The organism is Agromyces arachidis, from assembly GCF_052805135.1.
This window is the reverse complement of sequence record NZ_JBRBDK010000006.1, coordinates 119,230-141,164: the sequence shown is the minus strand read 5'-3', so window position 1 is coordinate 141,164 and position 21,935 is coordinate 119,230. Positions and strand designations below refer to the sequence as shown.

Here is a 21,935-nt window from a genome sequence, read left to right as displayed (position 1 = left end):
GGGATCCGGCGATGACGGCGGCGGCGAACCCGGTGACGCGTGCCGTCGGCTGGGCGCGGGTGCAGACCCGCCGCGTCAGCACGCTCTGGCGGCGCTCGCTGCAGTTCCGCACCGTCCTCATCACCCTCGGCCTGTCGAGCCTCGCGATCCTCGTGATCGGGTTCACGATCTCGTTCACGGTCGCGTCGAACCTCTTCCAGGACCAGGTCGACCGGGCGCTCGCGTCGGCGTCGACGGCGACGGTCGCCGCCCAGCGCATCCTCGAGGCGTCGGATGCCGCGGACCGCGCGTCGGTGCAGGCGGTGACGAGTTCCGCGCTCGAGACCGCGGCCGGCGTCTCCGGCAGCGGCGACATCGCGCTGTTCCGCGCCCCCGGCACCGCGCCCGCCGCCATCGCGCCACCGGACTTCCTGAGCCGCGACCTCGGGGGCCGGATCACCGCGGACCTCCGCGAACGCGTGCAGGCGAACCCGGAGGCGCAGTTCTGGCAGTCGGTCGAGCTCGTCGACGGCGAGGGCGAGCCGATCCCGGGGGTCGTCGTCGGCTCGCAGATCGAGATCCCCGGCGCGGGCTTCTACGAGCTCTACATCGGCTACGGGCTCGCCGACGCCGCGCAGACCCTCTCGTTCATGCAGGCGACGGGAGCCGTCGGCGCCGTGGCCCTGATCGCGCTCCTGTCGGCGATCACGCTCCTCGTCGTGCGCTGGGTGATCGAACCCATCCGCGCGGCCGCCGCGACCAGTCGCCGGCTCGCCGCGGGCGACCTCGGCGTCCGGCTGCCGGTGCGCGGCGAGGACGAGCTGGCCACCCTCGCGGCATCCTTCAACGGCATGGCCGACACGCTGCAGTCGCGGATCCGGGAGCTCGCCGAGCTCTCGGTCATGCAGCAGCGCTTCGTCTCGGACGTCTCGCACGAACTGCGCACGCCGCTGACCACCATCCGGCTCGCCGGCGACGTCCTCGACGGGCAGCGGGACGACTTCCGTCCGGCCACGGCGCGGACCGTCGAGCTCCTGCGGACGCAGACCGAGCGATTCGAGACCCTGCTGGCCGACCTGCTCGAGATCAGCCGGTACGACGCCGGGTCGGTCGAGCTCGCGACCGAGCCGACGAACCTCGTGCACCTCGCCGGCGAGACCATCGAGTCGATGCACCAGCTCGCGCTCGAGCACGGCAGCGAGCTCCGGCTCGACGCCCCCGGCGGGCACCTCGACGCCGACGTCGACCCGCGCCGCATCCGCCGCATCGTGCGCAACCTGCTGGGCAACGCGATCGAGCACGGCGAGGGGCGCCCGATCGTCGTGTCGGTCGACAGCAACGAGACCGCCATCTCGCTCGCGGTGCGCGACTACGGCATGGGCATGACCGAGGAGGACTCGGCCCGGGTGTTCGACCGCTTCTGGCGCGCCGATCCGAGCCGCCGGCGGAGCCTCGGCGGGACCGGCCTCGGCCTGGCGATCTCGCTCGAGGACGCGGTGGCGCACGGCGGGACGATCGACGTGTGGTCTCGGCAGGGGAGGGGCACCGTGTTCCGTCTCACGCTGCCCCGCCGACGGGGAGCGGAGCCGGTCGTGCCGCCGCTTCCACTCGAGCCGGAGGACCCGGAGGCGACCGGCCCCGGATCCGCGCCCGCGCACGCGGCCGACACCGCCTCGATCCGGGAGGTCCGCGATGCGTAGCCCCGCCCACCGCCTCGCCGCAGCGGTCGCGATGGTCGTCGCGCTGGCGGGGTGCGCCTCGATCCCCACGAGCGGCGGGGTGAACGCGGGCGTGCCACGGCCGCCCGAGCAGTCGGTCGACCTCGAGGTCCTTCCCCGGGGGCCGCAGCCGGGCCAGACCCAGCAGCAGGTCCTCGACGGGTTCCTCGAGGCGGCCGCGAGCCCCCGGGGGAACTACGAGATCGCACGCCAGTACCTGACGCCCGTCTTCTCCGGGGAGTGGGCTTCGGATGCGGCGACCACCATCGACGTGCTGGCCGACCGGTCGTTCAGCCAGCTCGGCGAGAACGCCATCCGGCTGCAGGTGGTGCCCTCCGGCAGCCTCGCGTCGAACGGGCAGTACCTGGAGGCGGCCTCGACGACGCCGGTGCAGCTGGAATACGCCTTCGAGCAGGTCGACGGCGAGTGGCGGATCTCCCGGGCGCCGGAGGGGCTCCTGATCGACGAGACCACGTTCCGGCTGGTCTACCGCGACTACACCCTGGCCTTCTTCGACCCGCAGTACCGCTTCGTGGTGCCGGACGTGCGCTGGTTCGCCGGCCGCGAGTCGGCGCAGACGAGCATCGTGCGCGCGCTGCTGGAGGGGCCCGCGGACTGGCTCGCACCGGGCGTGGTGTCGGCGATCCCCGACGACGTCGCCCTCGACCCCGCGACCGTGCCCGTCAACGACGGGGTCGCGGAGGTCTCGCTCGCCGGCGCCGCGTTCGACAACCTCGTCACCGTGCAGCGGATGCAGTTCCAGCTCGAGCAGAGCCTGGCCGGCGTCAGGAACGTGCGCACGGTGGACCTCACCCTGAACGGCTCGATCCAGCAGGTGCCCGATCTCGCCTCGCCGCCCCAGCGCACGTTGCGCGTCGACCCGCGTCCGGCGGCGTACGACGGCGAGTCGTTCGGCTTCGTCTCGGGCACCGACGGCGACATCGTGCCCATCGACGGGCTGTCCGAACGGGTCGCGGCACTCGACCCGAGCGGAGCGGCGCTCGGCTCCGGCGGCGACGCGGCGGCCGTGCGCGCGGACGACGGGGTCTGGCTGGTGCGCTCCGACGAGGACCCGATCCTCCTCGATCCGCGCGAGGGACTCGTGGTCCCCGCGCTCGACGTCGACGGCATCGTGTGGTCGGTGCCCGCCGACGAGCCCGATTCGCTGGCATGGTTCGCGGCCGACGGCGACACGTCGTCGCAGATCCCGGTGCCGTGGACGGCGGAGCGCGTCCGCGCCGTCGAGCTGTCCCGCGACGGCACGCGGATCGCCGTGATGCTCGCCGACGGGGCTCGCACCCGTGTGGTGGTCACGTCGGTGCAGCGGGACGATCGCGGGGTGCCGGTCGAGCTCGGCGAGATCGTCCTCGACCTGGCCGGGACGAACGGCGAGCCCCTCGACCTCGCGTGGCTCGACTCCGGCACCCTGGGCGTGCTGAGCGCGTCCGCGACCGGTGCGCGCCTCGGACTGCAAGAGGTCGGCGCGCCGGACAGCGCGGGCGAGGCGCCGGAGGGCTCGGTCGAGATCGACGGGGCCAACAGCGCGCGCGACCTGCGCGTGCTCACGCTCGACGGCGACCTCGCGACCCGTGCCGGCGTGGGCTGGCAGGAGCAGGATCGCGACCTGCGCTTCCTCGCGACCCAGCAGACGGGCTGACGCCACCCGTCCTCCACCGAAGCCCTGCGGCGCCCGGGTCCCGGGGCGGGCCGATGCGGCCCGAGGCGGGACCGCCCGCCCGGCAGGATCGTCGGCGTGCACCGAGCAGCCCGCGACGCCCGCAGCGCGATCCTCGACGCGCTCGCCCTCCTCCTGCCCGTCGACTGCGCGGGGTGCGGCGCGCCGGACCGTCCGGTCTGCGACGCGTGCCGAGCCGCGCTCGCACCGGTGCCGTTCGCCGTCGCGCGACCGGCGGTCGGCGGGCCCGGCCGCCCGCCGGTGGCCGCCGGGCTGGAGTACGCGGGGGTCGCCGCGCGCGTCATCCGCTCGATGAAGGACGGCCAGCGAACGGATGCCGCGCCCGCACTGGCCCCGGCCCTCCGCGCCGCGCTCGCTGCGGCGTGCGCCGCGGCGGGCCCCTCGGCCGCGCGCCTGGAGATCGCGGTCGTGCCTTCGACCGCGGCCGCACGCCGCGAGCGCGGCTACGAGCCGGTGCGCCTCCTGCTCCGCCGCGCCGGGTTCCGCGCCGGTGAGGTGCTCCGCGCTGACGATCGGCGGCTCGACCAGGCGGGCCTCGGGCGCGAGGCGAGGCGGGCGAACGCGGCGTGGTCCATGCGGCCGGCGGGGCGCCTCGACGGGCGTGCGTTCGTGCTCGTCGACGACGTCGTCACGACGGGCGCGACGCTCGCCGAGGCGGTCCGGGCGATCGCCGGCGCGGGGGGCAGCGTACACGCGGCGGCGGTCCTCGCGCACACGCCGCGGCGTCTCACGGAGACCTCCCTGCCAGTTGGTGAACGGCTCGTGACATCCGGCACCGCGGGGGTTACGGTGTCAGGACAGGCGTGGTCGAACCACCCTTCCAACCCGGGTGACACGCCGGTGGATGGAGGTCGTCATGGAACTGAACATCGTCGGACGCAACCTGGAAGTGACCGATCGATTCCGCGCCTACGCGGCTGAGAAGGCCGAGAAGGTGTCGCATCTGGCCGACCGTGCGATCTCGCTGGACGTCAAGGTCAGCCGGCACAACGAGAAGAACGGCAACTCCGGGCTGGACCGCGTCGAACTCACCCTCGTCGGGAAGGGCCCGCTGGTCCGGGCCGAGGCCGACGGGGCCGACAAGTACGCGGCGTTCGACGTCGCGCTCGGACGACTGCTCGAGCGCGTCCGGCGGGCCAAGGACCGCCGGAAGGTCCACCGGGGCGGCAACCGGCGACCCACGTCGCTGCGGGAGGCCACCGACGCCGGATTCGCCGAGGTCGGCGTCCAGGCCGCCGACGTCGAGGTGCTCGAGCGGGTGCGCACGGGCGAGATCCCGATCGTGCCCGACGCCGGGGCCTCGGCCGAGGAGGCGCCCTACTCGCCCGTCGTGATCCGCCGCAAGGTGTTCAACGCCACGCCCATGACCGTCGACGACGCGCTGTACCACATGGAGCTCGTCGGCCACGACTTCTACCTCTTCATCGACGCCGAGACCCGCCGTCCGAGCGTCGTCTACCGCCGGAAGGGCTGGGACTACGGGGTGATCGGCCTCGACGAGCACGGCCGGGCCGACGCCTCGGCCGAGTCGGGCGAGGCCGACCTCGCCCGCGCGAGGGCCTGAGCGCCGCGCCGTCCACCCGTCGGCCCGGACCCGCGCACCGGCGCGGGGACCGGGCCGACGCCCAGTCCGCTGCCCGATAGCATGGCTATGATGACCGTCTGCACAGGCGGACACTCCGGCGTGCGCGGGTGCCCCACCCCGACGTCGCACGCCTGACGAAAACGGGAGAGCAGTTCGTGGCTTCGATTCTGGAAAAGGTCCTCCGCGTCGGCGAAGGTCGCACCCTCAAGCGGCTCGAGAACTACGCCGCCGCGATCAACGCCCTCGAAGACGACTTCCGGGCACTGAGCGACGAGGAGCTCAAGCACGAGACGGTCGAGCTCCGCGAGCGCTACGGCAACGGGGAGTCGCTCGACGACCTCCTGCCCGAGGCCTTCGCCGCCGTGCGCGAGGCGAGCCGTCGCACCCTCGGCCTGCGTCACTTCGACGTTCAGCTGATGGGCGGTGCCGCCCTGCACCTCGGCAACATCGCCGAGATGAAGACCGGTGAGGGCAAGACGCTCGTGGCGACGACCGCGGCCTACCTCAACGCGCTGACCAGCCGGGGCGTCCACATCGTCACCGTCAACGACTTCCTCGCGAGCTATCAGTCCGAGCTCATGGGCCGCGTGTTCCGCGCCCTCGGCATGTCGACCGGATGCATCGTGGCCGGCCAGACGCCGGCCGTGCGACGCGAGCAGTACGCCGCCGACATCACCTACGGCACCAACAACGAGTTCGGCTTCGACTACCTGCGCGACAACATGGCCTGGCAGGCCTCCGACATGGTCCAGCGCGGCCATTACTTCGCGGTCGTCGACGAGGTCGACTCGATCCTCATCGACGAGGCCCGCACGCCGCTCATCATCTCCGGCCCCGCGTCGGGCGAGGCGAACCGCTGGTTCACCGAGTTCGCGCGCCTCGCGCAGCGGCTCGTCCCCGGCGAGGATTTCGAGGTCGACGAGAAGAAGCGCACGGTCGGAGTGCTCGAGCCCGGCATCGAGAAGGTCGAGGACTACCTCGGCATCGACAACCTCTACGAGTCGGCGAACACGCCGCTCATCTCGTTCCTCAACAACTCGATCAAGGCCCGGGCGCTCTTCAAGCGCGACAAGGACTACGTGGTGATGAACGGCGAGGTGCTCATCGTCGACGAGCACACCGGGCGCATCCTCGTCGGCCGCCGGTACAACGAGGGCATCCACCAGGCGATCGAGGCCAAGGAGGGCGTGCAGGTCAAGGCGGAGAACCAGACGCTCGCGACCGTCACGCTGCAGAACTACTTCCGGCTCTACGACAAGCTCTCGGGCATGACGGGCACGGCCGAGACCGAGGCCGCGGAGTTCATGTCCACCTACAAGCTGGGCGTGGTGCCGATCCCGACCAACAAGCCGATGGTGCGCATCGACCAGCCCGACCTCGTCTACAAGAACGAGGAGGCCAAGTTCGCCCAGGTCGTCGAGGACATCGTCGACCGGCACCGCAAGGGCCAGCCCGTCCTCGTCGGCACCACGAGCGTGGAGAAGAGCGAGTACCTCTCCCGCCTCCTCGCGAAGAAGGGCGTCCGGCACGAGGTGCTGAACGCGAAGAACCACGCCCGCGAGGCGTCGATCGTCGCGCAGGCCGGACGGCTCGGCGCGGTGACGGTCGCCACCAACATGGCCGGACGCGGCACCGACATCATGCTCGGCGGGAACGCCGAGTTCATCGCGGTGCAGCGGATGCACGAGCGCGGGCTCAGCCCGGTCGACACCCCCGACGAGTACGAGGCCGAGTGGGACGCCGTGTTCGAGCAGAGCAAGGCCGAGACCTCGAAGGAGGCCGACCGGGTCCTCGCCGCAGGCGGCCTCTACGTGCTCGGCACCGAGCGTCACGAGTCGCGCCGCATCGACAACCAGCTCCGCGGTCGCTCGGGCCGCCAGGGCGACCCCGGCGAGAGCCGCTTCTACCTCTCCCTCACCGACGACCTGATGCGGCTGTTCAACGCCGGCGCCGCCGAGAGCCTCATGTCGCGCGGCGTGCCCGACGACGTGGCCATCGAGTCGAAGGTCGTCTCGCGCGCCATCCGGTCGGCCCAGTCGCAGGTCGAGGCGCGCAACGCCGAGATCCGCAAGAACGTGCTGAAGTACGACGACGTGCTGAACCGCCAGCGCGAGGCCATCTACGCCGACCGCCGCCACATCCTCGAGGGCGACGACCTGCACGACCGCGTGCAGTCCTTCCTCGAGGAGGTCATCGACGAGGTGCTCGACGAGCACACCGCCGAGTCGAGCCCCGACGAGTGGGACTTCGACGCGCTCTGGGCCGAGCTCAAGACGCTGTACCCGATCGGGATCACGATCGACGAGGTCGTGGCCGAGGCCGGCGAGAAGGGTCGCGTCAACCGCAGCTTCGTGCGACGCGAGATCCTCTCCGACGCGAAGCTCGCCTACCAGCGCCGCGAGGAGCAGCTCGGCGGCCCCGCGATGCGCGAGCTGGAGCGGCGCGTCGTGCTCTCGGTGATCGACCGCCGCTGGCGCGATCACCTCTACGAGATGGACTACCTCAAGGACGGCATCGGCCTGCGCGCGATGGCGCAGCGCGACCCGCTCGTCGAGTACCAGCGCGAGGGCTACGCGATGTTCCAGCAGATGATGGGGCAGATCCGCGAGGAGACGATCGGCTTCCTGTTCAACCTCGAGGTGGAGGTCGCCCAGCAGGGTGCGGCCCCGCGCATCGAGGCCAAGGGCCTGCAGCGTCCCGCCGCGCCGGAGGACAAGCTCAGCTACTCGGCGCCGAGCGACTCCGGGGGCGTCGAGGTCCGCAACCAGCGCGGTCAGCTCCAGCAGGCCGCCACGCAGCGGGCGCGTCGCGCGGTCGCCGCGCAGCAGCAGCCGGCGCAGCCGCAGCAGCCGGCGGCTCGCGGGGCCTTCGGCCAGCGCGCCGAGGGCGACGGCGCCGGGCCCGCGCCGATGAACCGCCAGGAGCGCCGCGCGCAGGACCGCAAGGGACGCTGACTCCGTCGACCGTGAACGGCCCGGGCATCGCCGGGGCCGTTCGCCGTTCCACGCGGCGTGGTCTCAGTCGCCGGAGCGTCCGTCGAGGAACGACGTGCGGAGGGTGCCCATCCCCTTGACCTCGATCGCGCCGCGCGGGCGGAGCGAGAAGCGCCCGGCGAGCGCCGCGGACATCGGCTCGGTCATCTGGATCTCTCCAGGCGGCGCGGTGGACTCCATGCGGCTGGCGGCGTTGACCGTGTCGCCGTAGACGTCCCACAGGAATCGCGAGTCGCCGATCACGCCGGCCACGACCGGGCCCACGGCGAGTCCGATGCGAAGCCGCACGCCCGCGCGGCCGCCGATCGAGCGCGCCGCCGCGAGCTCCCGCATCCCGAGCGCGAAGTCCGCCAGCGCGTCGAGGTCGGCGGGGCCGTCGGGCCCGCCGGTGATGGCGAGGTAGGCGTCGCCGATCGTCTTCACCTTCGTCACGCCGCGACGCCGGGCGAGCGCGTCGAACGAGCCGACCAGCTCGTTGAGGTCGCGGACGAGCGCGTCTGCGGACATCGACTCCGACAGGGTGGTGAAGTCGACGATGTCGGCGATGAGGACGCCCACCCGGTCGAACCGGTCGGCGATCGGGTGCTCGCCGGCGGTGAGGCGCTCGGCGATCGGCCCGGGGAGCACGTTGCGGAGGATGCCGTCCGACCGGTCCCGCTCGTCGGCGAGCGCCGCGGCGAGCCGGTCGCGTGATCCGACGTAGGCGCGCATGGCGACGAACACGATCGTCGAGATCGAGATGATGTTGACGGCGAAGAAGAGCGTCACGACCCATTCGTCCAGCGGCGGGGCGGCGGCGCGGAGGGGCGCCTCCAGCGGCACCATGACCAGGACGATCCCGACGAAGGCCGCGAACACGAGGCCGGGGCGACGGACGCGGGTGTAGGAGAGGGCGCCGAGCGGCGCGGCGAGCGCGTACAGGATGACCACGCTGCTGTTGGCGAACCCGCCCAGGGCCACGTGCACCAGCGGAGGGAGCGTGAGGAACATGGCCAGCTGCGACCACCGGAGCCACCGATCGTCCCGCGTGGCGCGCAGGTGCGCCACCCCGGCGATCGTGGCCAGGACGTAGGCGGTCGGCATGATCGCCGCGGTCGGGATGCCGATCGCGTAGTAGAAGATCGTCCAGGGGGTCACCACCGCGGCGGTGAACAGCGCGGTGAAGGTCAGGACGCGCTTCTCCATGCGCCGGCGTTCGTCGTCGCCGTCGGCGAACCCGAGCGAGGGGATGGACGCGAGGCTCGCGGCGGCACGTCGGAGGGGCGGGGTGCGCTCCATGCGACGAGGCTACGCCCGACGGTGTTCGTCGCCCGCGGCGGACCCGCCGACGACGCGATTCAGAGCACGCTGATGACGCTCGCGCGCCAGCGCTGGTCGAGCCCCTCGAGCCGGATGGCGACCGCTCGCGACCGGGCGCGCTGGTGGACCATCACGACGGCCTCCACGATGCCGTCGGCCGGCTCGTGCAGGTGGACCCGGCCCACCGAGAAGGCGGGGCGCTGCGGCACGAGGCCCTTCGCCCGCCGGGCCCTCGCCGCGAGCACGACCCGCTTGGAGAGGTTGCGGTAGACGTCGTCGGTGACCCAGCGGGCGAGCTGCTCGAGGTCGCGGGCTCCGGCGAGCACCTCAATCACGCAGTGGGTGAGGTTGCGCAGCAGCGGCTCGGGGTCGGCGAGCTCGTCGCGGCCCGAGCGCTGCCGGGCGAACTCGTCGTCGTCGAAGTCGAGGCGACGAGCCGCGGCGCCGTGGATGATGGAGGTGCCGAGCGCGCGGGGCGGGCGTGCGGTCATCAGGTGCTCCAGTAGGGTGGGGCGCCGCCGCCATGCGTCAGCGCGATGCCCCCTGTTCGGGGGTGGGGCTCGGATACTGACTGAACCGTATGGTCGCGCGCGCTCGGGTGTCAAGGGAATCGCTCCCCTGTGGACAACCGTGGAGGCCGCCGCGGAGCCGCTAGCGTCGGCGCATGCGATGGGACCGCCTCTTCGACGACCTCGAATCGCAGCTCGACCTGGAGGAGCGCGAGGCTCGGCGTGCGCTGGAGCTCGAGTCGGAGCGACTGCGGCTCGCCCGCCTCGGCCTGCGCGACCGCCTGCTGGCGATGGCCGAGGCGGACGCCGACGGCGCAGGGGTGCGCGTCGAACTCGTCGGCGGGCGCATCGTGCAGCTGCGGCCGGCCGCCTTCGGGCGAGACTGGGTGAGCGGTGCCGTGGTCGGCGAGCCGGGCCAGGTGGTGGTGCCGATGCAGGCCGTGACCGCGATCAGCGCGAGCCGGCGCCAGGTCGCGGCGAGCCTGGTCGTCGGACCCGGATCGTCGACGCGGGTGGCCGAGCGCATCGGCCTCGCGTTCGTGCTGCGCGACCTCAGCCGGCGTCGGCTCGCCGTCGACGTCGACTCCGCCGACGGATGCCACCACGGCACCATCGACCGGGTCGGACTCGACCACCTGGACCTCGCCCTGCACGAGCGCGGAGCGCCGCGACGCGAGCGCGACGTGCGCGGCTACCGGCTCGTGCCGTTCGACCGTGTCGTCGCGGTCGGGATGCGCTGAGCCCGACCGATCAGTCGACCGGGCGCACGGCGCCCGAACGGGCCCCCGAGAGCTCCACCACGTTCGCGTAGTCGCCCTGGTGCCACGCGGAGTGCCGGCGGGTGGCCTCGTACTGCTCGTCGATCCACAGTTCGAGCTGCGTGCGCTCGACCCGCCACGGGCCGCGTTCGCCGACCCGGATCGCCGGCAGCTCGCCCGACACGATCAGGCCCTGCACGGTCTCGACGTCGACCGCGAGCACCTCGGCCGCATCGGCGACCGACAGGAAGCGCCCTATGGCGTCGGTCGCACCGTTCTGGATCATCCCTCGATTATCGACCGCGCCCCGCCGCGCCGCTCGCCGTGTGGATAACTTCACGGCGTCCTCCCGGCAACCCGACACGATGGTCCACGGCGAAACGGGAGGAGTCTGGGGATGTCGGATTCGGGCGGACGGCGAGGCCGAGGTGCGGTGCGCCTCGATCCGCGACTGCTGATCGGCCTGGCGCTCGTGGTGGGGTCGACCGTCGGCGTGTGGGCGCTCGTCGATGCGCTCGACGACTCGCGCGAGGTGCTCGTGGCCCCGCAGACCCTCACGCCGGGCACGCGCATCGATGCGGCTGCGTTGCGCGTCGAGTCCGTCCGGCTCGGCGGCCTCGAGTCGGGGTACCTCGCACCCGCCGACCTCCCCGACGGCGGCCTCGTCGTGACGCGCACCGTGCAGGCGGGCGAGCTGGTGCCCGCGGCATCCGTCGCCGCGCGGGAGGCGGGGGAGTTCGCGGTCGTGGTCGTCCCGAGCGCGCGACCGCTCCCCGCCGACGTCGCGCCCGGCGTGCTGGTCGACGTGTGGACCGCGGCGGAGGTGGAGCGGGACGTCCACGAACCGCCGACGGTGCTCGTCTCCGGAGCAGAGGTCGCCCGCGTCGTCGAGGCCGACGGCATGGTGACCTCCGCGGGACCGACGGTCGAACTCCTGATCCCCCGCGACAAGACGGCGGCGGTGCTCGAGGCGCTCGCCGCCGGCGATGTCATCGACCTCGTCCCCGCGAGGGCGGCGGAGGCCGGCTGATGGCGCGCCTGGCGCTCGCGCTCGATCCCTCGGTCGAGGACCGCATCCTGGCCGACCTGGTGGAGTCCGGGCACATGATCGTGGCGCGCTTGGTCGGGTCGCGCGACGTCCTCGACTGCCTCGACGTCGTCGCCCCCGACGTCGTGGTGGTGGGCGCCGGCCGCACGACCCTCTCGACGGAGCTGCTCGCCGCGTGCGACACGCGGGGGATCCGCTGCATCGCGCTGGCGGACGACGACCGCGATCGCGCGCACGCCCGGCGCGTCGGCCTCCACGAGGTGCTCGACGCCGACGTCGGGATCGACGAACTCGAGGCGCTGGTCGCGGGCGGGATCGCGCTGCCCTCCCGGCTGGGCGACCTGCCGGGCGACGGCGGCGCGGCCGGCTCGACGGGGGTGGTGGCCGTCTGGGGTCCCGGCGGTGCGCCGGGGCGCACGACCGTGGCCGTCAACGTCGCCGCCGAACTCGCCGCGTCCGGCCATCGCGTCGCACTCGTCGACGCGGACCCCTACGGCGGGGCCGTCGCGCCGAGCCTCGGGCTGCTCGACGAGGCGCCGGGATTCGCCTCGGCCTGCCGGCTCGCGGCGAACTCGGCGCTCGATCGCGCCGAGCTCGAGCGGATCGCGCAGCGCTACTCGTCGCCGCGCGCGCCGTTCGAGGTCTTCACCGGGCTCGTCGGACCGAACCGGTGGCCCGAGCTCTCGCACGAGCGGGTCACCGCGGCGCTCGAGGCGATGCGGAGCCGGTTCGAGTTCGTCGTGGTCGACACCGGCTTCAGCCTCGAGCGGGACGAGGAGCTGCTGAGCGACCAGTTCGCCCCGCGCCGAAACCAGGCGACGTTCGCGGCGCTCGCCGCGGCCGATCGCGTGCTCGCGGTGGGACTGGCCGACCCGGTCGGCCTGTCGCGGCTGCTGCGCGGGCACGTCGAGCTCGTCGACCTGGTCGACGCCGAGCGGGTCGACGTGGTGGTGAACCGGGTCCGCGCGAGCGCGCTCGGCATCGACGCCCATGCCCAGGTCCGGCAGACCCTCCGCCGATTCGCGGGACTGACGGAGGCCACGCTGCTCCCGCACGACGGCAGGGCGACCGACGCCGCGATCCTCACGGCGCGCACCCTCCGCGATGCGGCTCCCCGCTCGCCGCTGCGGTCGGCGCTGCGCGCCTACGTCGACGAGCGGCTGCTCCCCGAGCCCGAGGCGGCGCCCGCCGGCCGGGTGCGGCGGCTGCCGAGGCGGCGGCCCGTGCCGGCCTGAGCACGGTCCCGACGCTGGGTACGCTGGGTCTGTGTCGACCCTCAGTGACCTCGTCCTCGCCCAAGGGCGCAGCAGCCAGGCCGACGTGGACTGGCTGCACATGCTCGTCGGTGACCTCCAGCTCCTCGCGGACCTGGCGTTCGCCGACATCGTGCTCTGGGTGCCATCCGCCGAGGGCGACTTCGTCGCCGTGGCGCACTCCCGCCCGTCGAGCGCGGCGACCCTGTTCTACCGCGACTTCGTCGGCCAGGCCGTCCGTGCCGAGTGGCGGGGACTGGTCTCGCAGGCCTTCGGGGACGGCGCGATCGTCGACTCGTCGGCGCCCGACTGGTACGAGGAGATGCCCACCCGGGTCCGCGCGGTGCCGGTGATGCGCCGGCTGTCGGTCACCGGGACGGAGCTCGCCCCCGAGCCGGTCGCGGTGATCACCCGTCACACCAACCTCGGCTCCACGCGCACGCCGAGCCGGCAGGAGCTGACGTTCAACGACTGCGCGACCGAGCTGTTCCAGATGATCGCCTCGGGCGACTTCCCCGACCTCGGCGCGCCCACGGGGCCGCGCCGCGGCGCGCCCCGAGCCTCCGACGGCCTGATCCGCCTCGATGTCGACGGCACCACCACGTTCGCGAGCCCGAACGCGCTGTCGGCCTTCAACCGGATGGGCTTCGACGACGAGCTCGAGGGCCAGTCGCTGGCCGACGTCGCCTCCCGCCTGCTCAGCGGCAAGCTCGTCGTCGACGAGTCGCTTCCGCTCGTGGTCACGGGCCGCGCCCCGTGGCGCACCGACGTCGAATCCCGCGGCGTCACCGTCTCGCTCCGCGCCATCCCGATCCGTCGCCGGGGCGAGCGGACCGGGGCGATCGTGCTCACGCGCGACGTGACCGAGCTGCGCCACCAGGAGCAGGAGCTGATCACCAAGGACGCCACGATCCGGGAGATCCACCACCGGGTGAAGAACAACCTGCAGACAGTGGCGTCGCTGCTGCGCATCCAGGCACGACGGACCCATTCCGACGAGGCCCGCGACGCCCTCACCCAGGCGATGCGGCGCGTCGGCGCGATCGCCGTCGTGCACGACACGCTCTCGGAGGGGCTCAGCCAGAACGTCGACTTCGACGAGGTGTTCGACCGCGCGCTGCTGCTGGTCGCCGAGGTGGCTGCGGCGCACAACACCACCGCGCACCCGAAGAAGTCGGGGACGTTCGGGGTGCTGCCCAGCGCGTACGCCACTCCGCTCGCGCTCGCGCTCACGGAGCTCGTGACGAACGCCGTGGAGCACGGCCTCGCGGGGCAGGAGGGCGACGTCGAGGTCATCGCGAGCCGCACCGAGACCATGCTCTCGGTGCAGGTGCGCGACACGGGCTCCGGGCTCCCGGAGGGCAAGGTCGGGGAGGGGCTCGGCACCCAGATCGTGCGCACCCTCATCCAGGGCGAGCTCGGGGGCACCATCGACTGGCACACCGTGGTGGGCAGCGGCACCGAGGTGACAATCGAGGTCCCGCTCCGCTGGATCACCGCCCCCTGAGGCGCCGGGCGCACCGACGCGGGCGAAACGCGGACGGCACCCGCTCGATGCGGGTGCCGTCCGGTCGGGTCCGTGCGGGGAGGTGCGAGCCGTGGTCGCTGCCGGTCGTGGTCGATCCGGGAACGCGGCAGGGCGGCTCGCGACGCGCGCGGGTCTAGCCCGCGCGACGCGCGCGAGCGGCGCGGCGCTTGAGGGCGCGGCGCTCGTCCTCGCTGAGGCCGCCCCACACGCCCGAGTCCTGGCCGGTCTCGAGGGCGTACTGGAGGCAGATCTCGGTGACGGTGCAACGGGCGCAGACCGCCTTGGCCTTCTCGATCTGGTCGACGGCCGGTCCGGTGTTCCCCACGGGGAAGAACAGTTCCGGGTCGGCCGTGAGGCAGGCGGCCTTGTCGCGCCAATCCATTCAGATGCTCCTTGCGTTGTCGATCCCGCAGCGCGCGCACGCGTGCGCAGCCGGGAACCGGCGACTGCTGCGGTGGGGGAAAGCCGAATCTCGGGAAGTAGGATCGGGGAGGATCGGCTCACGTCCCTGTGAGCATCAATTCGGCCTCATAAATGGTCGCATAGCGTGGGAAGTGAATCAAGAGTGCACTTTCGGAGAAGCCTGTGAACGCGCCGAGCGACGCCCGTGACGGCGCCGCCGCGTCGCCCGGGGCGGTCCGCGCGGCCCTGATCGTCGTCTCGGTCCTGCTCATCGCCGAGGCGGTCGCGCTGGCGGCGATCACGGCCTGGCTGGTCGTCGACCTCGTCGTGCTCCAGCCGTCCTCCGTCGCGTCGGCGGTCGCGCTCATCGTCATGGCCGCCTTGGCGACCGCGTGGGTGACGGCGATCGCCGTCGCCTCGCTGCGCCGGGCGCCCTGGACCCGCGCCGCGGCGATCGTGTGGCAGGTGCTGCAGCTGTCCGTCGCGGTAGGCGCCTTCCAGGGCCTCTTCGCGCGCCCCGACATCGGCTGGGCCCTGCTCCTGCCCGCGGTCGTCGTGGTCGGCCTGCTGCTCTGGTCCCCGGTGCGGTCCGCCTACGCGCGCGACCTCGACGCGTCGAGGGCCGCCGCGGACGACTGAGCGAGTCCTGCTGCGAAGGAGGCGGCCGCCGCAGCGCGACGACCGCCTCACGCGTCGATCCGGCGTTCAGCCCTCGAGGCCGAGCTCCTTGCGGATGCGCGCGACGTGCCCGGTGGCCTTGACGTTGTACATGGCCTTCTCCACGCGCCCGTCGGCGTCGATGAGGAACGTCGAGCGGATGGCGCCGGTGACCGTCTTGCCGTAGAGGCTCTTCTCGCCCCACGCGCCGTAGGCCTGCTGCACGGCGAGGTCGGTGTCGGAGAGCAGCGGGAAGTTCAGCCCGTCGCGTCGGGCGAACTCGGCGAGCCTGCCGACCTCGTCCTTCGACACGCCCACCACGCGCACGCCGGCGCCCGCGAACGAGTTCAGGCTGTCGCGGAAGTCGCACGCCTCGGTGGTGCACCCCGGCGTCATCGCGGCGGGGTAGAAGTAGAGCACGACCCGCTCGCCGCGCAGCGATGAGAGCGTGACGGGCGTGCCGTCCTGGTCGGGGAGGGTGAAGTCGGGAGCGAGGTCGCCGGGGGCGAGTCGAACGTCGGTCATCTCCCCATCGTAGGCAGCGACGCGGATGCCGCCGCGCGGGCGGGCCGCTCCGTCCGCGTCACGCGAACGTGGCGAGGAGGCGCTGCAACGAGTCGAGCCGCACGCGCCCGGACTCGCCGAGCTCGCCGGCGTCGACCGCCTCCACGATCGCGCAGTCGGGGGAGTCGGGCAGGTGCGTGCACCCGCGCGGGCAGTCCTCCGCGATCCGGGCCAGGTCGGCGAACGCGCCGAGGATGTGGTCGGGGTCGACGTGGCCGAGCCCGAACGAGCGCACCCCCGGGGTGTCGATCACCCACCCGCTGCGGCCGCCGTGCTCGAGCCGGAGCGACACGGTCGACGAGGACGTGTGCCGGCCCCGGCCGGTCACGACGTTGACGTGACCCGTGGCGCGGTTGGCGTCCGGGACGAGGGCGTTCACGAGGGTGGACTTGCCGACCCCGGAGTGCCCGACGAAGACGGTCCGGTGCCCGACGAGTCGTCCCGCGATCTCGTCGAGGGGCATGTCGTCGGCCCGGCTCAGCACCACCGGGAGCTCGAGGCCGGCGAAGTTGGCCAGGAACGGGGCGGGGTCGGCGAGGTCGGTCTTGGTGACGCAGACGAGCGGCGCGATGCCGGCGTCGTAGGCGGCGACGAGGTAGCGGTCGACGAGCCGCACCCGCGGCTCCGGGTCGGCCGCGGCGATGACGATGAGCATCTGGTCGGCGTTGGCGACGATCACCCGCTCGACCGCGTCGGTGTCGTCGGCGCTGCGGCGCAGCAGGGTCGTGCGCTCCTGGACCCGGACGATCCGGGCGAGGGTGCCCTCGTCGCCGGTCGTGTCGCCCACGAGGTCGACCCGATCCCCGGTGACGACCGACTTGCGGCGGAGCTCGCTCGCCCGTGCCGCGATGATCTCGCGCTCGGTCGGGGCGCCGTCGTCGACGAGGACCGTGTACCGCCCGCGGTCGACCCCGAGCACGACGCCGGTCTCGGCGTCGGCGTGCTCGGGCCGCACCTTCGTGCGGGGACGGCTGCCGCGACGGCTGGGTCGGATCCGCACGTCGGACTCGTCGTACTGGTCGTACTCCGGCTCGTCCTCGTCGTCGCCCGCGTCCCACCAGCTCATCCGAGCATCTGCTCCCAGAGTCCGGTGAACTGGGGCAGCGTCTTCGACGTCGAGCCGATGTCGTCGACCACGACGCCGTCGACGGCGAGCCCGATGATGGCGCCGGAGGTGGCCATCCGGTGGTCGGCGTACGCCTTCCACTCGCCGCCGTGCAGTGCGGCCGGCTCGACCCGCAGCCCGTCGTCGAGTTCGGTGACGCGCCCGCCGAGGCCGTTCAGTTCCGCCGCGAGGGCGGCGAGGCGGTCGGTCTCGTGGTGACGGATGTGGCCGATCCCGGTGAAGGTGCTCGGCTCGTCGGCCAGCGCAGCGAGGGCGACGAGATTCGGGACCAGCTCCCCGGCCTCCGACAGGTCGAGCTCGACCCCGCGGATGCCGCGGCCGCCGTCGTCGCCGGCCTCCGGGGCGTGCACCGTGAGCCGGTCCCCGTCGCGCTCGACGCGTGCGCCGAAGCGGGGGAGGAGGTCGGCCAACTGCGCCCCGACCTGCGTGGTCTCGTCGGGCCAGCCCGAGATCGTGACCGATCCGCCGGCGACGATCGCGGCGACGAGGAACGGCGCCGCGTTCGACAGGTCCGGCTCGATATCCACGTCGCGGGCGGCGATGGGGCCCGGGGCGACGACCCACCGCCCGACGGACGGCCGGTCGACCTCGACGCCGCGTCGCGCGAGCGTGTCGACGGTCATCTCGATGTGCGGGAGGCTCGGCAGCCGCTCGCCCGAGTGGGTGAGGTCGAGGCCGCGCTCGAAGCGCGGCGCCGAGAGCAGCAGCCCGGAGACGAACTGGCTCGAGGCGGACGCGTCGATCGTGAGGGCGCCGCCCTCCACCCGGCCGAAGCCGTGCACGGTGAACGGCAGCGCGCCGCGGCCGTCGTCGTCGAGGTCGACCCCGATGCCGCGCAGGCCCTCGATCACGCCGCGCATCGGCCGGCGTCGGGCGCCCTCGTCGCCGTCGAACGTGGTCGGCCCGAGCGCGAGCGCCGCGACCGGCGGGAGGAAGCGCATGACCGTCCCGGCGAGCCCGCAGTCGACGGTGGTGGATCCCACCAGCTCCGCGGCGGGCGTGACGCGGAGGTCGTCGCCGAACCCGCCGTGTCCCGGCACCCGCTCGAACCCGACGCCGAGCTGCCGGAGCCCCTCGACCATCAGCTCGCTGTCGCGCGACCACAGCGGTGCGCGCAGGGTCGACGGTCCGTCGGCCAGGGCCGCGAGCACGAGCTCGCGGTTCGTGAGCGACTTGGATCCGGGCAGCGACAGGGTGGCGGCGAGCGGGGCGGATGCCACGGGCGCGCGCCATCCGTCGTCCGACTCGACCTGGCGGTTGTCGCCGTAGGGATCGAACTCCGGTGCGGAATACCTCGAGAGCTGCATCGGTTACCAACAGTAGCGCTCGGCGGAACCGGAGGGAGTTGGTGCGCGTGTCGATGACGGTGCTCGAACGCCCGGTGGCCTCGGAGCCCCACGATCTAGGATGGCCCCTGATGACCGGCGACGACACAGCGACCCCGGCCGCCCAGCGGACCGACGACGCGAACCCCGACGAGACACGCGACCTCGGCGCGCTGTTCGAGGAGCAGGCGCTGCCGTTCCTCGACCAGCTGTACGGCGCGGCGCTCCGCATGACCAAGAACCCCGCCGATGCGCAGGACCTCGTGCAGGAGACGTTCGTGAAGGCGTACGCCGCGTTCGGATCGTTCACGCAGGGCACGAACCTGAAGGCCTGGCTGTACCGCATCCTGACCAACACGTTCATCAACACGTACCGCAAGAAGCAGCGCGAGCCCTACCAGGGCACGATCGACGACCTCGAGGACTGGCAGCTCGGCGGTGCCGAGTCGACCACGGCGACGTCGAGCCGCTCGGCGGAGGCCGAGGCGATCGACCACCTGCCCGACAGCGCCGTGAAGGACGCGCTGCAGGCGCTGCCGGAGGACTTCCGCCTGGCGGTCTACCTCGCCGACGTCGAGGGCTTCTCCTACCAGGAGATCGCCGACATGATGAACACCCCCATCGGGACCGTGATGAGCCGTCTGCACCGTGGCAGGCGACTGCTCCGCGAGTCCCTCGCCGGATATGCGGCGGAACAGGGCTTCGCCGTCGCACCGGCGCCCGCACGATCCAGGAGGAGCACGAGATGACCGACTGCGGTTGCGAGACGGCGAGGGCCGAGCTCGAGGAGTACCTGCACAACGAGCTGTGCAGCGAGGATGCCGCCGACATCCGCGAGCACATGGAGCACTGCGAGGACTGCCGCGGCGAGCTCCGCGTCGGCGTGGCGATCACCGAGGTCGTGCAGCGCGCGTGCAAGGAGACCGCGCCCGAGGAGCTGCGCTCCATCGTGATGACGCGCCTGCGCGACATCCAGTCCGGCCACGGCATCCTCGTCGACTGATCCGCGGGGCCGGCGTGCGCCGGTGAGCGTTCCGAACTTTCGATGGACGCGGAGGACGGGGCCCGGTCCGTAGCGTCGATCACGATGAACGAGACTGCCGCCACACAGAAGCGACCCGGACGCGTGCCGACCTGGCTCCGGGTGCTGATCCCCACCGTCCTCATCCTGATCTGGTTCGCGCTCTTCGGCGCGGGCGGTGCCGCCTTCGGCACGATCAGCGATGTCCAGCAGAACGACCAGGCGTCGTTCCTGCCCGCCTCGGCCGAGGCGACCGAGGTCAACGAGCTGCAGGACGCGTTCCGCGACTCCGACAACGTCCCGGCCATCGTGATCGTCGCGACCGACGACGGGAGCGAGCTCAGCCGCTCCCAGCTGGCCGACATCGAGGCGTTGCGAGACGACGTCGTCGACGTCGAGGGCGTGGTCGCCGACGAGACCTCGCCGCTGATCCCGTCCGAGGACGGCCAGGCGGCCCAGTTCGTCGCCTCGATCGCGCCGGCGGAGGGCGAGGAGGGTTCGGGCGCCACGGTCGAGGCGATCCGCGCGCTCCTGGAGGAGTCCGCCGTCGAGGGCACCGACGCGGCCGTCACCGGCCCGGCCGGGTTCACGGCCGACCTGTCCGAGGCGTTCTCGGGCATCGACGGCCTGCTGCTGCTCGTCGCGCTCGCCGCGGTGCTCGTCATCCTCGTGGCCGTCTACCGTTCGCCACTGCTGCCCATCATCGTGCTGTTCACGAGCCTGACGGCGCTGACCGCGTCCGTCTTCACCGTCGTCCAGCTCGCGAAGGCCGACCTGCTCCTGCTGTCCGGGCAGACCCAGGGCATCCTGTTCATCCTCGTCATCGGCGCGGCGACCGACTACGCGCTGCTGTACATCGCCCGCTACCGCGAGGCGCTGGCCGAGCACGAGCGGAAGTGGGATGCCACGTGGGCGGCGCTCAAGGGTTCGTGGGAGCCGATCGCCGCGTCGGCCGGCACGGTCATCGTCGGGCTCCTGATCCTGCTCGCCAGCGAGCTGAACTCCAACAAGATCCTCGGCCCCGTGGCGGCGATCGGCATCGTGTTCGCGCTGCTCGCGGCACTCACGCTCCTGCCCGCGCTGCTCCTGTGGGCGGGCCGCGTCGCATTCTGGCCGCGCCGGATCCGGCGGCCCGACGCCCCCGTCGCGGACGGGGACGAGGCCCACGGGCGTCACGCCACCGCAGGCGAGGACCGATCGACGGGCGAGCGCGGGCTGTGGGGCGCGACGGGCCGGCTGATCGCACGTCGGCCGCGCACCGTCTGGATCGTGTCGACGCTCGCCCTCGCCGTGATGGCACTCGGCCTCGTGCGGCTCGACGCCGACGGGGTGCCGTCGAGCGAGTTCATCCTCGGCGAGTCGCAGGCCCGCGACGGGCAGGAGCTCGTGAGCGAGCACTTCCCGGGCGGTTCGGGCACGCCGGCGGTGATCATCGCGCCCGAGGAGGACCTGCAGGCCGTCGCCGACGTCGCGCTGGCCACTCCCGGCGTGGCCTCCGTCGCCGTGCTGTCGGCCGACTCGCCCGCGGGCAGCGCGCCCGTGACCGAGGACGGCATCCAGGCGTTCGGTCCTCCCGGCACGCCCGCCCCGGAGCCCACGGCGGTCGACGGTGCGGTGCTGGTCCAGGCCACGCTCGACGACCCGGCCGATTCGCCCGAGGCGGAGGCGACCGTCGTGGAGCTGCGCACGGCGCTCGACGAGGTGGGGGACGAGGTGCTCGTCGGCGGGCCGACCGCCGTCGCGCTCGACACCAACCAGGCGGCGGTGAACGACCAGCGCCTCATCATCCCGCTCGTGCTGCTGGCGATCCTGGTCATCCTGATGCTGCTGCTGCGCGCCGTGGTGGCCCCGCTGATCCTGATCGCGAGCGTGGTGCTCTCGTTCGCGGCGGCACTCGGCGTGTCCGCGCTCGTGTTCGAGTACGTGCTCGGGTTCCCGGGCGCCGACCCGTCGGTTCCGCTCTTCGGGTTCGTGTTCCTCGTCGCCCTCGGCGTCGACTACAACATCTTCCTGATGACGCGGGTGCGGGAGGAGTCGATGCGGCACGGCACCCGCGAGGGCATCCTGCGCGGGCTTCGGCTCACCGGAGGGGTCATCACCTCGGCGGGACTCGTGCTCGCGGCGACCTTCGCGGCGCTCGGCGTCCTGCCGATCCTCTTCCTCGCGCAGATCTCGTTCATCGTCGCCTTCGGCGTGCTCCTGGACACGTTCCTCGTGCGCACGCTGCTGGTCCCCGCCGCGTCCTACGACATCGGCCGGGCGATCTGGTGGCCGAGCCGGCTCTCCCGTCAGGAGCGGGAGCACGGCGTGCACGCCGCCGCTCCCGGCACGGCGGATGAGTCGTCGGCCGACGCCGACGGCGACCGCGAGGCCGCTCCCGTCGGGTGAATGACCGCCGGCCGCGGCGCAGCCCACTTGCCGCGGCCGGCCTCCCCGATCGCCGATCGGGAACGCGAAGAGCGGATGCCTCCGAG

20 protein-coding genes are annotated in these 21,935 nt (G+C 72.9%); 13 read left to right on the top strand and 7 right to left on the bottom strand.

Annotation, left to right across the window (positions count from 1 at the left end; all coding sequences use genetic code 11):
• The first annotated feature begins 11 nt into the window (after positions 1 to 11).
• The 5 genes from mtrB to secA all read left to right on the top strand — a co-directional run bounded on the left by mtrB (position 12) and on the right by secA (position 7,932).
• The gene (mtrB, locus tag ACUY4T_RS10135; protein ID WP_446018808.1) at positions 12 to 1,679 is read left to right on the top strand and encodes an MtrAB system histidine kinase MtrB; all 1,668 of its coding nucleotides are present in this window, start codon (positions 12 to 14) and stop codon (positions 1,677 to 1,679) included.
• On the top strand, positions 1,672 to 3,354 hold the full coding sequence (locus tag ACUY4T_RS10130) for an LpqB family beta-propeller domain-containing protein (protein ID WP_446018807.1): 1,683 nt from the start codon (positions 1,672 to 1,674) through the stop codon (positions 3,352 to 3,354). Before mtrB ends, ACUY4T_RS10130 begins: the two co-directional genes overlap by 8 nt.
• 96 nt (positions 3,355 to 3,450) lie before the next feature.
• A complete protein-coding gene (locus tag ACUY4T_RS10125; RefSeq protein ID WP_446018806.1) occupies positions 3,451 to 4,314 on the top strand; it encodes a ComF family protein in 864 nt (287 codons plus the stop codon).
• Positions 4,250 to 4,957 carry a ribosome hibernation-promoting factor, HPF/YfiA family gene (hpf, locus tag ACUY4T_RS10120; protein WP_446018805.1) on the top strand — a complete coding sequence of 236 codons (708 nt, stop codon included), beginning with the start codon at positions 4,250 to 4,252 and terminating at the stop codon, positions 4,955 to 4,957. Before ACUY4T_RS10125 ends, hpf begins: the two co-directional genes overlap by 65 nt.
• A 176-nt stretch (positions 4,958 to 5,133) precedes the next feature.
• Positions 5,134 to 7,932 carry a preprotein translocase subunit SecA gene (gene secA, locus ACUY4T_RS10115; RefSeq protein WP_446018804.1) on the top strand — a complete coding sequence of 933 codons (2,799 nt, stop codon included), beginning with the start codon at positions 5,134 to 5,136 and terminating at the stop codon, positions 7,930 to 7,932.
• A 63-nt stretch (positions 7,933 to 7,995) separates the two neighbouring features.
• Here the strand turns inward: secA and ACUY4T_RS10110 are convergent, their stop codons facing one another.
• Together ACUY4T_RS10110 and ACUY4T_RS10105 are read right to left on the bottom strand one after the other, a co-directional pair.
• Entirely contained in the window at positions 7,996 to 9,249 is a 1,254-nt protein-coding gene (locus ACUY4T_RS10110) for an adenylate/guanylate cyclase domain-containing protein (RefSeq protein ID WP_446018803.1), read from the bottom strand.
• 59 nt (positions 9,250 to 9,308) lie between these two features.
• On the bottom strand, positions 9,309 to 9,761 hold the full coding sequence (locus tag ACUY4T_RS10105) for an Rv3235 family protein (RefSeq protein WP_446018802.1): 453 nt from the start codon (positions 9,759 to 9,761) through the stop codon (positions 9,309 to 9,311).
• Positions 9,762 to 9,934: 173 nt separating this feature from the next.
• Here ACUY4T_RS10105 and ACUY4T_RS10100 point away from each other — a divergent pair, with 173 nt between their 5' ends.
• Positions 9,935 to 10,519 carry a hypothetical protein gene (locus tag ACUY4T_RS10100; protein ID WP_446018801.1) on the top strand — a complete coding sequence of 195 codons (585 nt, stop codon included), beginning with the start codon at positions 9,935 to 9,937 and terminating at the stop codon, positions 10,517 to 10,519.
• A gap of 10 nt (positions 10,520 to 10,529) precedes the next feature.
• On the opposite strand, the gene ACUY4T_RS10095 is transcribed toward ACUY4T_RS10100, so the two are convergent.
• Positions 10,530 to 10,823 (bottom strand): helix-turn-helix domain-containing protein, encoded by a 294-nt coding sequence (locus tag ACUY4T_RS10095; RefSeq protein ID WP_446018800.1) that lies wholly within the window; start codon positions 10,821 to 10,823, stop codon positions 10,530 to 10,532.
• Between the two features lie 111 nt (positions 10,824 to 10,934).
• Between ACUY4T_RS10095 and ACUY4T_RS10090 the strand changes: the two genes are divergently transcribed.
• From ACUY4T_RS10090 to ACUY4T_RS10080, 3 genes are read left to right on the top strand one after another with little or no spacing between them, the layout of a single operon-like run.
• Complete coding sequence (locus ACUY4T_RS10090) at positions 10,935 to 11,567, top strand: SAF domain-containing protein (RefSeq protein ID WP_446018799.1); 633 nt, start codon at positions 10,935 to 10,937, stop codon at positions 11,565 to 11,567.
• Entirely contained in the window at positions 11,567 to 12,820 is a 1,254-nt protein-coding gene (locus tag ACUY4T_RS10085; protein WP_446018798.1) for a CpaE/TadZ family protein, read from the top strand. The genes ACUY4T_RS10090 and ACUY4T_RS10085 overlap by 1 nt, the downstream gene beginning before the upstream one ends.
• 31 nt (positions 12,821 to 12,851) lie before the next feature.
• Complete coding sequence (locus tag ACUY4T_RS10080) at positions 12,852 to 14,345, top strand: sensor histidine kinase (protein ID WP_446018797.1); 1,494 nt, start codon at positions 12,852 to 12,854, stop codon at positions 14,343 to 14,345.
• A gap of 154 nt (positions 14,346 to 14,499) precedes the next feature.
• Here the strand turns inward: ACUY4T_RS10080 and ACUY4T_RS10075 are convergent, their stop codons facing one another.
• Positions 14,500 to 14,748 carry a WhiB family transcriptional regulator gene (locus tag ACUY4T_RS10075; RefSeq protein WP_055859573.1) on the bottom strand — a complete coding sequence of 83 codons (249 nt, stop codon included), beginning with the start codon at positions 14,746 to 14,748 and terminating at the stop codon, positions 14,500 to 14,502.
• A gap of 203 nt (positions 14,749 to 14,951) precedes the next feature.
• Between ACUY4T_RS10075 and ACUY4T_RS10070 the strand changes: the two genes are divergently transcribed.
• Positions 14,952 to 15,407: a hypothetical protein gene (locus ACUY4T_RS10070; RefSeq protein WP_446018796.1), complete on the top strand. Its 456-nt coding sequence runs from the start codon at positions 14,952 to 14,954 to the stop codon at positions 15,405 to 15,407.
• 66 nt (positions 15,408 to 15,473) lie between these two features.
• Here ACUY4T_RS10070 and bcp read toward each other — a convergent pair whose 3' ends face one another.
• From bcp to aroA, 3 genes are read right to left on the bottom strand one after another with little or no spacing between them, the layout of a single operon-like run.
• Positions 15,474 to 15,950, bottom strand: coding sequence for a thioredoxin-dependent thiol peroxidase (gene bcp, locus ACUY4T_RS10065; RefSeq protein WP_446018795.1), 477 nt, complete (start codon positions 15,948 to 15,950; stop codon positions 15,474 to 15,476).
• Positions 15,951 to 16,008: 58 nt separating this feature from the next.
• On the bottom strand, positions 16,009 to 17,055 hold the full coding sequence (gene rsgA / locus ACUY4T_RS10060; protein WP_446018794.1) for a ribosome small subunit-dependent GTPase A: 1,047 nt from the start codon (positions 17,053 to 17,055) through the stop codon (positions 16,009 to 16,011).
• Positions 17,052 to 18,422 carry a 3-phosphoshikimate 1-carboxyvinyltransferase gene (aroA, locus tag ACUY4T_RS10055; protein WP_446018793.1) on the bottom strand — a complete coding sequence of 457 codons (1,371 nt, stop codon included), beginning with the start codon at positions 18,420 to 18,422 and terminating at the stop codon, positions 17,052 to 17,054. Before aroA ends, rsgA begins: the two co-directional genes overlap by 4 nt.
• A 53-nt stretch (positions 18,423 to 18,475) precedes the next feature.
• Here aroA and ACUY4T_RS10050 point away from each other — a divergent pair, with 53 nt between their 5' ends.
• The 3 genes from ACUY4T_RS10050 to ACUY4T_RS10040 all read left to right on the top strand — a co-directional run bounded on the left by ACUY4T_RS10050 (position 18,476) and on the right by ACUY4T_RS10040 (position 21,849).
• The gene (locus ACUY4T_RS10050) at positions 18,476 to 19,189 is read left to right on the top strand and encodes a sigma-70 family RNA polymerase sigma factor (protein WP_446018874.1); all 714 of its coding nucleotides are present in this window, start codon (positions 18,476 to 18,478) and stop codon (positions 19,187 to 19,189) included.
• On the top strand, positions 19,186 to 19,443 hold the full coding sequence (locus ACUY4T_RS10045; RefSeq protein ID WP_446018792.1) for a zf-HC2 domain-containing protein: 258 nt from the start codon (positions 19,186 to 19,188) through the stop codon (positions 19,441 to 19,443). Before ACUY4T_RS10050 ends, ACUY4T_RS10045 begins: the two co-directional genes overlap by 4 nt.
• Positions 19,444 to 19,527: 84 nt before the next feature.
• Complete coding sequence (locus ACUY4T_RS10040; protein ID WP_446018791.1) at positions 19,528 to 21,849, top strand: MMPL family transporter; 2,322 nt, start codon at positions 19,528 to 19,530, stop codon at positions 21,847 to 21,849.
• Positions 21,850 to 21,935 lie beyond the last annotated feature (86 nt).

What these genes read in the sequence shown, in the direction of transcription:
- mtrB (WP_446018808.1), top strand. Translation starts at nt 12, where the DNA reads ATGACGGCGGCGGCGAACCCGGTGACGCGTGCCGTCGGCTGGGCGCGG.
- ACUY4T_RS10130 (WP_446018807.1), top strand. Translation starts at nt 1,672, where the DNA reads ATGCGTAGCCCCGCCCACCGCCTCGCCGCAGCGGTCGCGATGGTCGTC.
- hpf (WP_446018805.1), top strand. Translation starts at nt 4,250, where the DNA reads ATGGAACTGAACATCGTCGGACGCAACCTGGAAGTGACCGATCGATTC.
- ACUY4T_RS10110 (WP_446018803.1), bottom strand. Translation starts at nt 9,249, where the DNA reads ATGGAGCGCACCCCGCCCCTCCGACGTGCCGCCGCGAGCCTCGCGTCC.
- ACUY4T_RS10105 (WP_446018802.1), bottom strand. Translation starts at nt 9,761, where the DNA reads ATGACCGCACGCCCGCCCCGCGCGCTCGGCACCTCCATCATCCACGGC.
- ACUY4T_RS10100 (WP_446018801.1), top strand. Translation starts at nt 9,935, where the DNA reads ATGCGATGGGACCGCCTCTTCGACGACCTCGAATCGCAGCTCGACCTG.
- ACUY4T_RS10095 (WP_446018800.1), bottom strand. Translation starts at nt 10,823, where the DNA reads ATGATCCAGAACGGTGCGACCGACGCCATAGGGCGCTTCCTGTCGGTC.
- ACUY4T_RS10090 (WP_446018799.1), top strand. Translation starts at nt 10,935, where the DNA reads ATGTCGGATTCGGGCGGACGGCGAGGCCGAGGTGCGGTGCGCCTCGAT.
- ACUY4T_RS10085 (WP_446018798.1), top strand. Translation starts at nt 11,567, where the DNA reads ATGGCGCGCCTGGCGCTCGCGCTCGATCCCTCGGTCGAGGACCGCATC.
- ACUY4T_RS10075 (WP_055859573.1), bottom strand. Translation starts at nt 14,748, where the DNA reads ATGGATTGGCGCGACAAGGCCGCCTGCCTCACGGCCGACCCGGAACTG.
- bcp (WP_446018795.1), bottom strand. Translation starts at nt 15,950, where the DNA reads ATGACCGACGTTCGACTCGCCCCCGGCGACCTCGCTCCCGACTTCACC.
- rsgA (WP_446018794.1), bottom strand. Translation starts at nt 17,055, where the DNA reads ATGAGCTGGTGGGACGCGGGCGACGACGAGGACGAGCCGGAGTACGAC.
- aroA (WP_446018793.1), bottom strand. Translation starts at nt 18,422, where the DNA reads ATGCAGCTCTCGAGGTATTCCGCACCGGAGTTCGATCCCTACGGCGAC.
- ACUY4T_RS10050 (WP_446018874.1), top strand. Translation starts at nt 18,476, where the DNA reads ATGACGGTGCTCGAACGCCCGGTGGCCTCGGAGCCCCACGATCTAGGA.
- ACUY4T_RS10045 (WP_446018792.1), top strand. Translation starts at nt 19,186, where the DNA reads ATGACCGACTGCGGTTGCGAGACGGCGAGGGCCGAGCTCGAGGAGTAC.
- ACUY4T_RS10040 (WP_446018791.1), top strand. Translation starts at nt 19,528, where the DNA reads ATGAACGAGACTGCCGCCACACAGAAGCGACCCGGACGCGTGCCGACC.